Annotated in this window: 10 protein-coding genes; 2 read left to right on the top strand and 8 right to left on the bottom strand. The window is 67.6% G+C overall.

Annotated elements, in window-relative coordinates; translation table 11 throughout:
* Positions 1 to 4 precede the first annotated feature (4 nt).
* From uvrC to AC1DBX_RS11125, 8 genes are all read right to left on the bottom strand, one after another.
* Complete coding sequence (gene uvrC / locus AC1DBX_RS11160; RefSeq protein WP_476931761.1) at positions 5 to 2,014, bottom strand: excinuclease ABC subunit UvrC; 2,010 nt, start codon at positions 2,012 to 2,014, stop codon at positions 5 to 7.
* 89 nt (positions 2,015 to 2,103) lie between these two features.
* Positions 2,104 to 2,772, bottom strand: coding sequence for a lysophospholipid acyltransferase family protein (locus AC1DBX_RS11155; RefSeq protein ID WP_026266350.1), 669 nt, complete (start codon positions 2,770 to 2,772; stop codon positions 2,104 to 2,106).
* Positions 2,759 to 3,535 (bottom strand): HAD hydrolase-like protein, encoded by a 777-nt coding sequence (locus AC1DBX_RS11150; RefSeq protein WP_476931760.1) that lies wholly within the window; start codon positions 3,533 to 3,535, stop codon positions 2,759 to 2,761. The genes AC1DBX_RS11155 and AC1DBX_RS11150 overlap by 14 nt, the downstream gene beginning before the upstream one ends.
* 189 nt (positions 3,536 to 3,724) lie before the next feature.
* Positions 3,725 to 6,673, bottom strand: coding sequence for an excinuclease ABC subunit UvrA (gene uvrA, locus AC1DBX_RS11145; RefSeq protein WP_476855939.1), 2,949 nt, complete (start codon positions 6,671 to 6,673; stop codon positions 3,725 to 3,727).
* Positions 6,674 to 6,740: 67 nt separating this feature from the next.
* Positions 6,741 to 7,133 carry a GntR family transcriptional regulator gene (locus tag AC1DBX_RS11140; protein WP_476931759.1) on the bottom strand — a complete coding sequence of 131 codons (393 nt, stop codon included), beginning with the start codon at positions 7,131 to 7,133 and terminating at the stop codon, positions 6,741 to 6,743.
* A complete protein-coding gene (locus tag AC1DBX_RS11135; protein WP_308288862.1) occupies positions 7,130 to 8,971 on the bottom strand; it encodes an ABC transporter ATP-binding protein in 1,842 nt (613 codons plus the stop codon). Before AC1DBX_RS11135 ends, AC1DBX_RS11140 begins: the two co-directional genes overlap by 4 nt.
* A gap of 113 nt (positions 8,972 to 9,084) precedes the next feature.
* On the bottom strand, positions 9,085 to 10,875 hold the full coding sequence (locus AC1DBX_RS11130; protein WP_476872652.1) for an ABC transporter ATP-binding protein: 1,791 nt from the start codon (positions 10,873 to 10,875) through the stop codon (positions 9,085 to 9,087).
* Positions 10,876 to 11,009: 134 nt separating this feature from the next.
* Positions 11,010 to 11,789: a trans-aconitate 2-methyltransferase gene (locus AC1DBX_RS11125; protein ID WP_079549556.1), complete on the bottom strand. Its 780-nt coding sequence runs from the start codon at positions 11,787 to 11,789 to the stop codon at positions 11,010 to 11,012.
* Positions 11,790 to 11,945: 156 nt separating this feature from the next.
* Between AC1DBX_RS11125 and AC1DBX_RS11120 the strand changes: the two genes are divergently transcribed.
* The gene (locus tag AC1DBX_RS11120; RefSeq protein ID WP_476855940.1) at positions 11,946 to 14,492 is read left to right on the top strand and encodes a DEAD/DEAH box helicase; all 2,547 of its coding nucleotides are present in this window, start codon (positions 11,946 to 11,948) and stop codon (positions 14,490 to 14,492) included.
* A 102-nt stretch (positions 14,493 to 14,594) separates the two neighbouring features.
* A complete protein-coding gene (locus tag AC1DBX_RS11115; RefSeq protein WP_476931758.1) occupies positions 14,595 to 15,143 on the top strand; it encodes an N-acetyltransferase family protein in 549 nt (182 codons plus the stop codon).
* The last annotated feature ends 11 nt before the right edge of the window (positions 15,144 to 15,154 follow it).

Raw genomic sequence — 15,154 nt, 5'->3', positions numbered from 1 at the left:
CTAGCTAAGCGTCGAGAATTTCGCCGGTGGTCATGTTGACGGCAGGAACCGTGGCGGCTTCCTCGACTCCGCCGCCAGCGAAGTGCCGGACAATCGCGGCGGCCAGGGAGGGGCCAATCCCCTTGGCGCCGGTGAGTTCCTCCTGCGTCGCGGCTTTGATCCCCTTGACGGAGCCGAACTCCGCCAGGAGGGCCTTGCGCTTGGACTCGCCCAGACCGGGCACGCTGTCCAGGGCGGAGGCCGTCATGGCCTTGCCGCGCTTTTGCCGGTGGAAGGTGATGGCGAAGCGGTGGGCCTCATCGCGGATCCGCTGCAGCAGATACAGGCCGGCCGAGGCGCGCGGCAGGATCACCGGGAAATCGCTGTCCGGCAGCCACACCTCTTCGAGCCGTTTGGCCAGGCCGACCACATACACGTCGTCGATGCCGAGCTCTTCCAGCGCCCTTGCGGCGGCATTGACCTGCGGTTTGCCGCCATCGACGACGACGAGGTTGGGCGGGTAGGCGAATTTGCTCCGCGGTGTTGGCGTCGTGGAGTCCGCGACCGCCGCGGCGGTCGCCGCGTCCAGGGCGGCCTGGTGCGCCGGTTTGGCCGCGGCCGCCGCCTGCTCGTCTTTTTCTTGAAGATAGTGCCGGAACCGGCGGGTCAGCACATCATGCATGGCCGCCGTGTCGTCAGTGGCCGCGGCGCCGGTCACGGCGAACTTCCGGTAGTCGGACTTTTTCGGCAGGCCGTCCTCGACCACCACCATGGAGCCGACCACGTTGGTGCCCTGGACGTGTGAGATGTCGAAGCACTCGATCCGCAGCAGCGCCACGGGAAGCTCGAGCGCTTCCTGGATTTCCTGCAGGGCCTGGGAGCGCATGGTGAGGTCGCCGGCGCGCCGGGATTTGTGAAGTTTGAGGGCGTGCTCCGCGTTTTCACGGACCGTGGACAGGAGGGCGGCCTTGTCTCCGCGCTGGGGAACGCGGATGTCCACCCGGGCCCCGCGCAGGCCGCTGAGCCATTGCGCGAGCTCCGGGGCGTTGCTGGGTTCGGCAGGCACCAGCACTTCCCGGGGCAACCTGCCCTGGAGCCCGGCTTCCTCGCCGTAGACCTGCTGGAGCAGGTGTTCGACCAGTTCCGGGGTGGTGGAGTCCTCGACCTTTTCCACCACCCAGCCGCGCTGGCCGCGGATCCGTCCGCCCCGGACGTGGAAGACCTGCACGGCGGCCTCGAGCTCGTCTTCGTGCAGGGCGAAGACGTCGGCGTCCGTGCCCTCGGCCAGGACGACGGCGTTACGTTCGAAGACCTTCTTAAGCGCCACGATGTCGTCCCGGAGCCGGGCCGCGCGTTCGTAGTCGAGCTCAGCAACTGCCGCGGCCATCTCCCGTTCCAGCCGGTTGACGAAGGGCTTGGCTTCGCCGCCCATGAACGTGCAGAAGTCCTCGGCCAGGGCGCGGTGGTCCGCGGCGGAGATCCGGCCGACGCACGGCGCGGAACATTTGTCGATGTAGCCGAGCAGGCAGGGCCGGCCGCTGGCTTCGGCGCGCTTCAGCACCCCGGCGCTGCAGCTGCGGACCGGGAACACCCGCAGCAGGGTGTCCATGGTGTCCCGGATCGCGCCGGCGGTGTACGGGCCGAAGTACCGGGTCCCCTTGCGCCGGTCGCCGCGCAGCACCTGGACGCGCGGGTACTTCTCCCCCATCGTCACGGCGAGGTACGGGTAGCTTTTGTCGTCCCTGAACATCACGTTGAAGCGGGGCGTGAATTCTTTGATCCAGGTGTATTCCAGCTGCAGCGACTCGAGTTCGCTGCCCACCACGGTCCATTCGACGCTGCTGGCCGTGTGGACCATGGCATAGGTTTTGGGCATGAGCCCGGCAGGGTTGGCGAAGTAGGTGTTCAGCCGGGCACGGAGGTTCTTGGCCTTGCCGACGTAGATGACCCGGCCGTGCGGATCGCGGAAGCGGTACACGCCCGGATTGGTCGGAATTTCACCCGTCTGGGGTCGGTAACTCGCTGGATCTGCCACACATCAAGTCTACTGAGCCGCCGGCGGTGCCGTTGCACGTGCACCGCCGCATGCCCGGCGGATCACGGGGGGGGGCCGGGAGCTGCGCGCTATTCGGCCGACTTGCTCTGGTTGTAGCTGGTGGAGCGTTCCTGGCCGCTCAGGTCTGCGATTGCGTCCATGATGCGGTCCGTGACCTGGCGGCGGGCCGGCAGGGAATGGTCCGGTCCGGTTTTCTCGAAGTACAGCGGCTCGCCGACCTTCATGGTGAAGTGCTGCGGTTTGACGGACTTGCTGTCCGCGGGCTGCAAGTGTTCGGTGCCGATCAGGCCCACCGGGATTACGGGCGCGCCGGTGGTGAGGGCCAGCCAGCCGACGCCGGTGCGGCCGCGGTACAGGATGCCGTCGCGGGAGCGGGTGCCTTCGGGATAGATGCCCACGCCCTTGCCGGAGTCGAGGATGTCCAGCAGCGTTTTCAGCGCCTGGACGCTCGCCGCCTGCTCGCCGCGTTCCACCGGAATGGAGCCGACGGCCTCGAAGAAGGACTTCATGGCCTTGCCTTTGATGCCGCCGGTGGTGAAGTATTCAGCCTTCGCGAAGAAGGCCACGGGCCGCGGCATGAGGGCCTGGACGATCACGCTGTCCAGGAACGAGAGGTGGTTCGGGGCGACAATGAACGGCCCATCCTTGGGCACGTTTTCCAGGCCGATGACCGTGGGACGGCACGTGGTGGTTACAAGCCCCCGCGTGGTCCAGCGGATTGCGTCAAACATTGCCATCGGTGTGCACCTCGTTCAGGGCTGTGGTTCCCGGGCGTTCGGAGAGCCGGTTGATCGTCGCGTGAAGCGCCGTGGTGTTGTGCACGATCTCGACGGCACCGGCCGCGTGCAGTTCGCCGTCAGGCGCAAACCCCCAGCCTACGCCGATGCAGTCCAGTCCGTTCGCAGCGGCCCCGGCGACGTCCTGTGCCCGGTCCCCCACCATCACGGCCCGGCCGGCGGCCGCAGGGTCAGCGGCAGCGAGGTCTGAGAGCGCGGCGGCGACGATGCCGGCCTTACCTTCGGGAACGGAGCCGTCGGGCACGGAGCCTTCGGGGGCGGAGCCCGTTCCGGGGCTGGCGGCCTCGTCGGCGGCGGAGCCCCGGATGCTGTGGAAGAGCCCGGCGATGCCGTGATGCGCCAGTACAATGCGGGCAAGCCCTTCCGGCTTCTGGGTCGCGACGGCGATGGGCCGGCCCGCGGCGACGAAGTCCTCGAGGAGGCCGCGGATTCCCGGATACAGCCTGCTCTGCGCGATTCCCGTGGATGCGTAGTGCGCGCGGTAGATGCGGATGGCGTCTTTCAGCTGTGCGGCCGGAACGCCGGCGATTTCCGTCAGGGAATGGCTGAGCTTGGGCCCAATCATGGCGTCCATCCGGGACTTGTCCGGAACCGGCAGGCCAAGCTCGGTGAGGGCCGCGGCGATACCGTCGGTTATACCCCCGGCGGGATCGACAAGAGTGCCGTCAAGGTCAAAGATTACGGGCACTGTTGTATGCGTCACCGGCTTAGTTTCTCATGAGTGTGCGGTTGCCAGAAATTCGCATGCTCCTTCAGGAATACATCGGGAATACATCAGGGACTACATCACGCGATACATCAGCGGATACATCCGGTGGAGACGTCCCTGCGGGCGGGGACGCGTGCGGCGGAAGCTTACCTGGCCCGCCGCACGGTCCCTGGCGGCCGGTGTTCAGGCGAGGAGCTCGGCGAGGAACGCGGCCGTGTGGCTCTCGCTCGACTTGGCCACCTGCTCGGGGGTGCCGGAGGCGACCACACGGCCGCCACCGGACCCGCCGTCGGGGCCAAGGTCCACGATCCAGTCGGCGCTCTTGATGACGTCGAGGTTGTGTTCGATCGTGATCACCGTGTTGCCCTTCTCCACGAGGCCCTGGAGCACCATGAGGAGCTTGCGGATGTCCTCGAAGTGCAGGCCCGTCGTGGGCTCGTCCAGGACGTAGACGCTGCGGCCATTGGAGCGTTTCTGAAGCTCGGCTGCGAGCTTCACGCGCTGGGCCTCGCCGCCGGAGAGCGTGGTGGCGGGCTGGCCCAGCCGGACGTAGCCAAGGCCGACGTCGACGAGCGTGTTGAGGTGCCGAGCGATCGGCGAGAAGGCCGCGAAGAACTCGGCCCCTTCCTCGATGGGCATGTTCAGCACGTCCGCGATGGTCTTGCCCTTGTAGTGGACCTCCAGGGTTTCGCGGTTGTACCGGGCGCCGTGGCAGACCTCGCAGGGGACGTAGACGTCCGGCAGGAAGTTCATCTCGATCTTCAGGGTGCCGTCGCCGGAGCAGGCCTCGCAGCGGCCGCCCTTGACGTTGAAGGAGAACCGGCCCGGGAGGTAGCCGCGGACCTTGGCCTCGGTGGTCTCGGCGAAGAGCTTGCGGATGTTGTCGAACACGCCGGTATAAGTGGCCGGGTTCGAGCGCGGGGTGCGGCCGATCGGGCTCTGGTCGACGTGCACCACCTTGTCCAGGTGTTCGAGGCCCTGGACGGACTTGTGCCTGCCGGCCACCTGCTTGGCGCCGTTGAGCTTGTTGGCGAGCACCTTGTAGAGGATCTCGTTGACCAGGGTGGACTTGCCCGAGCCGCTGACGCCGGTGACGGCGGTGAAGAGGCCCAGCGGGAAACTGGCGTCGATGTTCAGGAGGTTGTTCTCCTTCGCCCCGACCACCTTGAGCTCGCGCTTCTTGTCGTATTTGCGCCGCTTCTTCGGGATCTCGATTTTCCGCCGGCCGGAGAGGTAGTCGCCGGTGAGCGAATCCGTGTTTTCCAGCAGCTCCTGGTAGGACCCGGAATGGACCACCATGCCGCCGTGCTCGCCGGCGCCCGGTCCGATGTCCACCACCCAGTCGGCCTCGTGGATGGTGTCCTCGTCATGCTCCACGACGATCAGGGTGTTGCCGAGGTCCCGGAGCCGGGTGAGTGTCTCGATCAGGCGGCGGTTGTCCCGCTGGTGCAGGCCAATCGAGGGCTCGTCGAGGACGTACAGCACGCCCACGAGGCCGGAGCCGATCTGGGTGGCCAAACGGATGCGCTGGGCTTCGCCGCCGGACAGGGTGCCGGAGGGCCGCTCCAGGTTCAGGTACTCGAGTCCGACGTCGAGGAGGAAGGTCAGGCGGGCCTGGATCTCCTTGAGGACCTGGTGGGCGATCTGGGCCTCGCGGCCGGTGAGGACGAGGTTTTCGAGGAAGTCGGCGCATTCCCGCATGGGCAGCGCGGCGACCTCGGCGATTGACTTGCCGTTGATCAGCACCGAGAGCGACGCAGGGTTCAGCCGGGCACCGTTGCAGGCCGGGCACGGGACCTGGCGCATGTATTCCTCGTAGCGGTCGCGCGCATAGTCGGAATCGGTCTCGCCATGCTTGCGGTGGACGTACTGCACGACGCCCTCAAAACCGGTGCTGTACTTGCGTTCCCGGCCGAAGCGGTTGCGGTATTGCACCACCACCTTGTGGTCCTTGCCGTGCAGGACGGTCTGCCGGACGTCGGTGTCGAGCTTCTCCCACGCCGTCGTCATGGAGAAGCCGAGTTCCTCGGCGAGACCGGCCAGCAGCCGGTTCCAGTACTCCGTGGTGGCGGTGCCCAGGGACCACGGCGCAATGGCCCCCTCGGAGAGCGAGAGCTCGGGGTTGGGGATGAGGAGTTCCTCGTCGACCTCCAGCTTGGTGCCGATGCCGCTGCACGCGCTGCAGGCGCCGAAAGGGTTGTTGAATGAGAAGGAGCGGGGCTCGATCTCGTCGATCGCCAGGGGGTGCTCGTTGGGGCAGGCGAGGTGTTCTGAGAACGCCCTGATCCGCTCGGGATCGTCTGCTTCGAGGTCGACGAATTCGGCCAATATGCGGCCCTCCGCCAGTCCGAGGGCGGTTTCGACCGAGTCGGTCAGGCGCTGGCTGATACCTTCCTTGACCACGAGGCGGTCCACCACCACTTCGATGGTGTGCTTGAACTGCTTGCCCAGCTTCGGCGGATCACTCAGGTGGACGAGCTCGCCGTCCACCCGGGCCCGCGAGTAGCCCTTGGCGGTGAGTTCCTTGAAGAGGTCCACGAATTCGCCCTTGCGGCCGCGGACCACGGGTGCCAGCACCTGGAAGCGGGTGCCGTCCGGGAGCTCGAGCAGCTGGTCGACGATCTGCTGCGGGGTCTGCTTGGTCACGGGCTCCCCGCATACGGGGCAGTGCGGCCGGCCCACACGGGCCCAGAGCAGGCGCATGTAGTCGTAAATCTCGGTGATGGTGCCCACGGTCGAGCGAGGGTTCTTGGACGTGGACTTCTGGTCGATGGACACCGCCGGCGAGAGGCCCTCGATGAAGTCGACGTCGGGCTTGTCCACCTGGCCCAGGAACTGCCGGGCGTAGGCGGAGAGGGATTCGACGTAGCGGCGCTGGCCCTCGGCGAAGATGGTGTCGAACGCGAGGGAGGACTTTCCGGAGCCGGACAGGCCGGTGAACACGATCATGGCATCGCGCGGCAGGTCCAGGTCCACGTTGCGCAGGTTGTGCTCGCGGGCGCCCTTGACGACGAGGCGCGTCATGTCCGGACGCTTCAGGACGGGGCGGGACGGGGCCGCATCCCGGACTGCCAGCGGCTCGACGGCGGAATGGACTTCAACGGCTGGATCTTCAGCTACAGCTTTAGGCACGAATCTAATGCTAATCGAAAACTTCTTCGAAAAACTATTCCGCGCGCCACGGGCGGCGCCGGATGTGCTATTGGCGGTCGTAGGCGGCGGCCAGCAGCTGCACGGCCTCGGCGAAACTGGCGCCCTGGGCTTTGGCGGCCGCGGCGAACTCGGCGGCGGCGGCGGACAGCGAACTCCAGGCGGCATCGCGGGCACACACAACGGTCCCGTTGCGGCCCTTCGTCACTACGACGCCGGCGGCCTCGAGTTCCTTGTAGGCCCGCGCCACGGTGTGCGGGGCCACGCCCAGTTCGCCGGCGAGGGTCCGCACGGCCGGAAGCCTGGTGCCCGGCGCGAGTGTGCCGTTGTCGGCGCGCTCGATCACGAAGAGCCGCAGCTGTTCGAAGAGCGGGACGGAGCTGGCCGGATTGGTCCGCCAGGATCCGGGAAAACGCTCCCCCACGGCGTCCGCGGGCCTCACTGTTCGGCCTCCTGGACGGCCGGGACCTGTTCGCGGCCGGCGAACTGGGCCTCGTACAAATCCTTGTAGAGCCCCTGCCGGGCCACCAGCTGCTGGTGGGTGCCGTGTTCAACGATTCGTCCGTGGTCCATGACGAGAATTAGATCAGCGTCCCGGACCGTGGACAAACGGTGCGCGATCACGAAGCTCGTGTGACCGGCCCGCAGCTGCTCCATGGCATGCCGGATCTGCACCTCAGTGCGGCTGTCGACGGAGCTCGTCGCCTCGTCCAGCACCATGATGCTGCGCCCGGCGAGCTGCGCCCGTGCGATCGAGACGAGCTGGCGCTGGCCCCGGCTCAGGGAATCGCCGTCGTTGCCGAGCATCGTGGCGTAGCCGGCCGGCAGGGACCGGACAAACTGGTCCACGTGGCTGGCGCGGGCCGCCGCGACGATATCGGCTTCGGCGGCGCCGGGCCGGCCGTATTCGATGTTCTCCCGGATGCTGCCGGTAAACAGCCAGGCATCCTGCAGGACGATTCCGAAGGCGCGCCGCAGCTCGTCCCGCGGGATGGTGGCGATGTCCGTGGAGTCCACCAGGATCCGGCCGGAGTCGAGTTCGTAGAAGCGCATCAGGAGGTTGACCACGGTGGTCTTGCCGGCACCGGTGTGTCCCACGATCGCCACGGTCTGTCCCGGGTCCACCGTGAAGGAGAGGTCCTTCACCACGGGGGTGCCGGGGCTGTAGCTGAAGCTGACGTGCTCGAACGTGACCCGGCCCGCCACTGCGCTGGGATCCAGCAGGTCGCCGGGCGTGCCCGGGGCAGGGGCTTTGCGTCCGTTGGAGGATTTGCGCGGGACATGGAGCTTTCGCGCGGCCGTGAAGCCTTGCAGCTTGCCGGCGCCGTTCGCCGAAACGGCCGGCACGGCGCTGTCCGCAGGGATCTCCGGGGCGTCCAGCAGCTCAAACACACGCTCCGCCGAGGCCAGGCAGGACTGCACGAGAGTCAGCATGCCGCCGATCTGGCTCACCGGCTGGCTAAAGAGACGGGAGAACTGGACAAAGGCCTGGATGCCGCCGATCGTCAAGAGCCCCGCGGTGACCTGCAGCGCCCCCACAACAGCAATTGCGATGTAGTTGAGGTTGGCGACAAACACCAGCAGCGGCTGCACGATGCCGGACAAATACTGGGCGCGGGTGCTCGATCGGGTGAGCTTCTCGTTGCGCTCCCGGAAGCTCGCCGCCGACTCTTCCTGCCGGCCGAAGGCCTTGACCACTTCATGCCCGGTGAAGAACTCCTCGAGTTGGGCAGTCAGCGCCCCCGTGCTGCTCCACTGCTCCTTGAAGTGCGCCTGGGAGTGCCGGGCCACGAGCACGGTGATCATCGTGGACACAGGCACCGAGAGGATCGCGATCAGCGCCAGCAGCGGCGAGAGCCACAGCATCATGGCGAGAGCGGCCGAGAGCATCAGGACGGCCATGATCAGCTGGTTGAGGAGCTGGTTGAGCGCCTGGGAGATATTGTCGACGTCGTTCGTGGCCCGGCTGAGCACGTCGCCGCGGCGCTGCTCCTCGAAATGGCTGGACGGCAGCACATGGAGTTTTTGTTCCACGGAGCCGCGGAGGCCGTAGCTGAGGCGCTGCACCGCGGTGGCGGTCAGGCTGCCCTGGATCCAGCTGAACAGCGACGCCCCGACGTACATGGCCGAAACGGCCAGCAGCCGCCCGGCCAGCTGTTGCTCGTCGAGGGAGCCGCCCAGGAAGCCGTCGACGACGACGTCGGTGGCGTCGCCCAGCACCTTGGGCGCCGCCACGTTGAGTGTCACGAACGCGCAGGTCGCGGCGATGACGCCGGCCATCCGCCACTTCAGCGGCAACAGCAGGCCAAGCAGCCGGGCGGCGGTGTGCCATTTGATGCGCTCCGGCACGCCGGGTCCCGCAACGGTCCCGGCGCGGTGTGCCCGCGCGCGGCTCACGGGGCTTCCTCCAGCACCAGCTGGGACGCGGCAATTTCCTGGTAGCTGGGCGAGGACTCCATGAGTTCGCTGTGCGTGCCCTGCGCGACCACCCGGCCGCTCTCCAGTACTAGGATCAGCCCGGCGTCCACGATTGTTGACACCCGCTCGGCCACGATCAGCACGGTCGCCGAGCGCAGCAGCGGCTCGATCGCCGCCCGGAGCCTGATGTCGGTGCCGTAGTCCAGAGCCGAGAAACTGTCGTCGAAGAGGTAGGCGGGGGCCCGCTTGAGCAGGGCCCGCGCGATGCACAGGCGCTGCCGTTCGCCGCCGGAGAAGTTCGTGCCGCCCTGGCTTACGGGCGTGTCGAGCCCGAGCGGCAGGGCGCGGACAAAGTCGGCGGCCTGGGCAGCTTCAAGCGCCTGCCATATTTCGGGCTCGCTCGCGGCGGGCGCCCCGAACCGGAGGTTCCCCGCGACCGTGTCCGCGAACAGGTAGGACTGCTGCGGGACTATTGCGATCAGGCCGCGCAGGTCGTCCAGGGGCATCGCCCGCACGTTCTCCCCGCCGATGCTGATCTCTCCGGCCGTCGCGTCGAGGAAACGCGGCAGCAGGTTCAGGAGTGTCGTCTTGCCGCTGCCGGTCGCGCCGATGATCGCCGTCGTGGTACCGGCCCTGGCGGTGAAGGAGACGCCGTCCAGCACGGGTGCTTCGGCGCCGGGGTAAGCGAAGGACACGTTCCGGAACTCGACAGCGCCGGAGCGGCCCGGGGCGCCGGCGACGGCGGGCGCACCGGCGGTGCCCGCCGCACTGGCCCCGCCGGCCGGAATGGTGGCAGGGGTGGCCCCGGCGGGAACGGCCGGATCCGCGATGGCCGGTTCCGTGTCCAGCACCTCGCGGATCCGTTCCGCGCAGGCCGCCGCCCGGGGGGCGGTCATGAAGACGTACATCGCCATCATGATGGCAATCAGGATCTGCAGGATGTAGGCGATGAACGCCGTCAGCGCCCCCAGCCGCATTTCGCCGGCGTCGATGCGATGGCCGCCGAACCACACCACGAACACGGAGGAGATGTTGACCACGAACATGATCATCGGCATCATCGCCGCCACCAGGAGGGCGGATTGCAGATTGTTCCGGGTGAGGTCCTTGTTGGCTTCATCGAACCGGCGGACCTCGTGGTCCTGCCGGACAAAGCCGCGGATGACATTCGCGCCGATGATCTGCTCCCGCAGCACCCGGCCGATCCGGTCCAGGAGGCCCTGGCCCTGGCGGTACAGGGGAATCAGGCGGCGGACGATCACCGTCATGATCACCGTCAGGACCGGGATCACCACGACCACAATCCAGGACAGCACCACGTCCTGGTGCACGGCCAGCACGATGCCGCCGATGAAGATCGCCGGTGCGGCAATCAGCATGATGAACACCAGGACGGCGAGGTTTTGGATCTGGGCGACGTCGTTGGTGGCACGGGTCACGAGGCTGGGCGCACCGAAAAGGCCCACCTCCTGGGAGGAGAAGGACTGCACCTTCGCGAAGAGCTCCCCGCGCAGCTGGCCGCCAATTTCCATGGCGACCACGGCGCCCAGATATCCGGCCGCGACGGCCGTGATCACCTGGACGGCAGCGATTCCGGCCATCCAGGCCCCGAGGTGGAGGATCTCCCCGGTGTCCCCGCCGATGATGCCGTCGTCGATGATCGCGGCATTCAGGGTGGGCAGGAGCAGGTTGGCGGTGGCTTGCACGAGCTGCAGCACAACGATGGCCAGCACGGTCCCTTTATGCGCGGACAACAGCCGCGACATCAGGCCTATAAGCACTGAACCTCCATTACTAGCCCAGGGCCCGGAATGGTGATCAGCCTAACGGCCGCCCCACACCGCCACGTCATTGTAAGCCCCATTCCGGAGTGCTTCGTGTCATGCGGCTGACACGCCGCCTACCCGGTCTTCTGCGCCACCGCGAACGTGCGGCGGAACGGGAAGACCGTCCCGTGCCGGCCTGCCGGATATGCGTCGTCCAGCCGTGCCGAATACTCGGCCTCGAACTCCCTGGCCTCGTCGTCGGGGAGGGCCGCGAGGACCGGCCTGAGTCCGGTTCCGCGGACCCACTCCAAAACGGGGTTGGCGCCCGGGAGCAGCTGAAGGTACGTGGTCTCCCAGGCGTCGGCGGCACAACCGGCGTCGAGCATGATCTCCAGATATTCCGCTGCCTCCCCCACCACGTCGTCGTGGCGGAGCACCCCGGCGAGCCGCCCCGCCCAGGCCGGAGAATCGGCCAGCTCCCGCATCAGGGTGTGCGACGGTGCATTGAAGTTCCCCGGCACTTGCAGCGCGAACCAGGCGCCCGGTTTGAGGGCATCGAGCCATAGGGGCAGGAGCTTTCGGTGGCCGGGCACCCACTGCAGGGCCGCGTTGGTGACCACCACGTCCGTGTCCCCGGACGGCAGCCAGTGCTCAATGTCGGCCAGCTCGTAGGAAAGATTGGCCGCCGCGGCTGCGTGGTCCTTGGAAGTGGCCAGCATTTCCGGCGACGAATCCAGACCCACCACCTGCGCGCCCGGCCAGCGGTCCGCGAGCGTCGCGGTCAGGTTGCCGGGACCGCAGCCGAGGTCCACCACGTGCCGCGGGGCTTCGGCGTGAATCCGACCGGTCAGATCAAAAAATGGTCTGTCCCGGTAGTCCCCGAACTGCACATATTTCTCCGGATCCCACTTCATGGCTGCCTCCAGTTCCCGGCACGTTGTCCTAACCGAAGCCTAGTCCCGGCCCGTGGGCCAGCCAAGGAAGCACGCCTGCGCTGCGGGCGGCTCACGGCGCGCGCCCGCACTGCGTGCGGTGCCGCGGCTACCACGCGGGCACTAAGCTGGACAGCAATGAAACTCGTTGATCAGCTCCCCGCCCCGGCCGCCCGTATCCCCGGCAGGACGGGCCTGGACCCGGACGAGCTCTACACCCGGTTTGTCGAGTGGACCGAGACCCGCGGCCTGGCCCTGTACACCGCCCAGGACGAGGCCATCATGGAGCTGGCCACCGGCTCAAACGTCATCCTGGCCACCCCGACCGGGTCCGGGAAATCCCTCGTGGCCATTGCCGCGCACTTCCAGGCCATGGCCCGCGGGCAGCGGAGCTACTACACCGCCCCGATCAAGGCCCTCGTCTCGGAAAAGTTCTTCGCCCTCTGTGAGATCTTCGGCGCCGACAACGTCGGCATGATCACCGGCGACTCCGGCGTGAACCAGGACGCCCCAATCATCTGCTGCACGGCCGAGATCCTGGCCAACATCGCCCTGCGTGAAGGTTCTGCGGCGCAGCTCGGCGCCGTGATCATGGACGAGTTCCACTTCTACTCGGACCCGCAGCGCGGCTGGGCGTGGCAGGTGCCGCTGCTTGAACTGCCCCAGGCGCAGTTCCTGCTGATGTCGGCGACGCTCGGCGATGTCAGCCGGTTCGAGGACGGCCTCAGCGACCTGACCGGCCGCACGACGACGACCGTCAGTTCCGCGGAACGCCCCATCCCGCTGCACTACTACTACGAGCAGACTCCGGTCCACGAGACGCTGGAGGAGCTGCTCGCCACCAAGCAGGTCCCGGTCTACGTGGTCCACTTCAGCCAGGTCGAGGCGATCGACCGGGCCCAAAACCTGATGAGCATCAACGTCTGCACCCGCGAGGAAAAAGACAAGATCGCCGAGCTCATTGCGGGGTTCCGCTTCGCCGCAGGCTTCGGCAAGACCCTTAACCGCCTGGTCCGGCACGGGATCGGCGTTCACCACGCCGGCATGCTGCCGAAGTACCGCCGGCTGGTCGAACAGCTTGCCCAGGCCGGTCTGCTGAAGGTCATCTGTGGCACGGATACGCTCGGGGTGGGCATCAACGTGCCCATCCGCACCGTGCTGCTGACGGCACTGAGCAAATACGACGGCGTCCGCACCCGTCTGCTGAACTCCCGTGAGTTCCACCAGATCGCCGGGCGCGCCGGCCGCGCCGGCTATGACACCGCAGGAACCGTGGTGGTCCAGGCCCCGGAGCACGTGACGGAAAACGTGAAGGCGATGGCCAAGGCCACGGCCAAGTTCGGCGACGACCAGAAGAAGCTGCGACAGGTGGTCAAGAAGAAGCCCCCGGAAGGCTTCGTGTCCTGGGGCGAACCGACGTACAAGCGGCTGGTCGAGTCCGTTCCGGATCCGCTGACGTCGAGTTTCACCGTGACGCATGCGATGCTGATGAACCTGATGGAACGCCCCGGCGACCCGTTCCAGGCCGCCCGCCGCCTCCTCACCGAAAACCACGAGACCCGTCCGGCCCAGCTGCGGCTCATGAAGAAGGCCCTGGGAATCTACCGCGAGCTGCTCGCGGCCGGCGTCGTGGAGCGGATCCCGGCCGGGGAGCAGGGTGCTGACGGCCGCACGGTCCGGCTCACGGTCCATCTGCAGGCAAACTTTGCCCTCAACCAGCCGCTGTCCCCGTTCGCGCTGGCGGCGCTGGAGCTGCTGGACCCGGAGTCGCCGTCGTACGCCCTGGACGTGGTGTCGGTGATCGAGGCGACCCTGGAGAAGCCGCGGCAGATCCTCTCGGCACAGCAGAAGAAGGCGCGCGGCGAGGCGATCGCGGCGATGAAGGCCGACGGCATCGAGTACGACCAGCGGATGGCGATGCTCGAGGAGGTCACCTACCCGCAGCCGCTCGCCGGGATCCTCGGCGAGGCGTTCGACGTCTACCGCAAGGCCGCGCCCTGGGTCGGCGACTTCGAGCTCGCGCCCAAGTCCGTGGTCCGGGACATGTACGAGCGTGCCATGAACTTCGGCGAGTTCGTCCAGTTCTACGGCCTCGCCCGCTCGGAGGGGATCGTGCTGCGCTACCTCGCCGACGGTTTCAAGGCGCTCCGGCAGACGGTCCCGCAGGATGCCCTCCGTGAGGACCTCGAGGACCTCATCGCCTGGCTGGGCGAACTGGTCCGGCAGGTGGACTCCAGCCTGCTGGACGAATGGGAAGAGCTCACATCCGGCGCGGCGCCCACACCGCACGACGCTCCGCCGCCCCCGCCGCCGTCGCTGACCTCCAACATCCGGGCCTTCCGGGTGATGGTGCGCAACGAGATGTTCCGCCGCGTGGAGCTGTTCGCCGATGAGGCCGCCACCGCCCTGGGCGAGCTCGACGCCGGCTCCGGCTGGGACGCCGAGCGCTGGGAAGATGCCCTCGATGACTACTTTGATGAGCACAACGACATCGGCACCGGACCGGACGCCCGCGGTCCCGGGCTGCTGATCATCACCGAGGAACCCGGGGTGTGGAAGGTGCGGCAGATCTTCGATGACCCCGCCCGCAACCACGACTGGGGCATCTCCGCCGACGTGGACCTGGCGGCCTCGGACGAGTCCGGGACCGCCGTCGTCCGCGTCACGGACGTCAACCGGCTCTAGGCGGGACGGCACGGGGGCTGGTCGGCACAGGGGCGGGACGCAGGGCCTGGGCCGGCGCCGTCGCACCAGCCGGGGCCTTCGCGCCGCGGGTAAACTCGGACAATGAGTGTAATCCGGCCTGCCACGGCGCATGACGTCCCTGCCATCCTGCAGATGATCCACGACCTCGCCCTCTACGAGAAGGAACCGGACGCCGTCCGGAACACCCCCGAGATGCTCACCGAGGTCCTTTTCGGCGAGCATCCCAAGGTCTTCGCCACCATGGCGGAGAACTCCGCGGGCGAGGTCCGCGGCTTCGCCCTCTGGTTCCTGAACTACTCCACGTGGGAGGGCGTCCACGGGATCTACCTCGAGGACCTCTACGTCCGGCCGGAGGCCCGCGGCGAGGGCCACGGCAAGGCGCTGCTGCAGCACCTGGCAGCGACCGCCGTCGACCGGGGCTACGCGCGCGTCGAATGGAGTGTCCTGGACTGGAACGAGCCCTCCATCAACTTCTACAAGAACCTCGGCGCTTCGCCGATGGAGGAATGGTCCACCTTCCGCCTCACCGGAGCGGCGCTGACGGCCTTCGGCAGCCGCCCGGCAGTTGCCGGCGCCGGCTCCCCTGCCGGCTCCAGCTCCGGTTCCCGCGAGGCGGCCACCCGTGGCTGATCTCCCAATGA

Source organism: Arthrobacter sp. 10N44_2, from assembly GCF_056394385.1.
The sequence above is the reverse complement of the archived record's forward strand: the minus strand, read 5'-3'. Positions and strand labels throughout refer to the sequence as shown.

Coding starts and splice junctions, on each gene's coding strand:
- AC1DBX_RS11155 (WP_026266350.1), bottom strand. CDS start 2,772: ATGGCAATGTTTGACGCAATCCGCTGGACCACGCGGGGGCTTGTAACC.
- AC1DBX_RS11135 (WP_308288862.1), bottom strand. CDS start 8,971: ATGGCCGGCGTCATCGCCGCGACCTGCGCGTTCGTGACACTCAACGTG.
- AC1DBX_RS11130 (WP_476872652.1), bottom strand. CDS start 10,875: ATGTCGCGGCTGTTGTCCGCGCATAAAGGGACCGTGCTGGCCATCGTT.
- AC1DBX_RS11125 (WP_079549556.1), bottom strand. CDS start 11,789: ATGAAGTGGGATCCGGAGAAATATGTGCAGTTCGGGGACTACCGGGAC.
- AC1DBX_RS11120 (WP_476855940.1), top strand. CDS start 11,946: ATGAAACTCGTTGATCAGCTCCCCGCCCCGGCCGCCCGTATCCCCGGC.
- AC1DBX_RS11115 (WP_476931758.1), top strand. CDS start 14,595: ATGAGTGTAATCCGGCCTGCCACGGCGCATGACGTCCCTGCCATCCTG.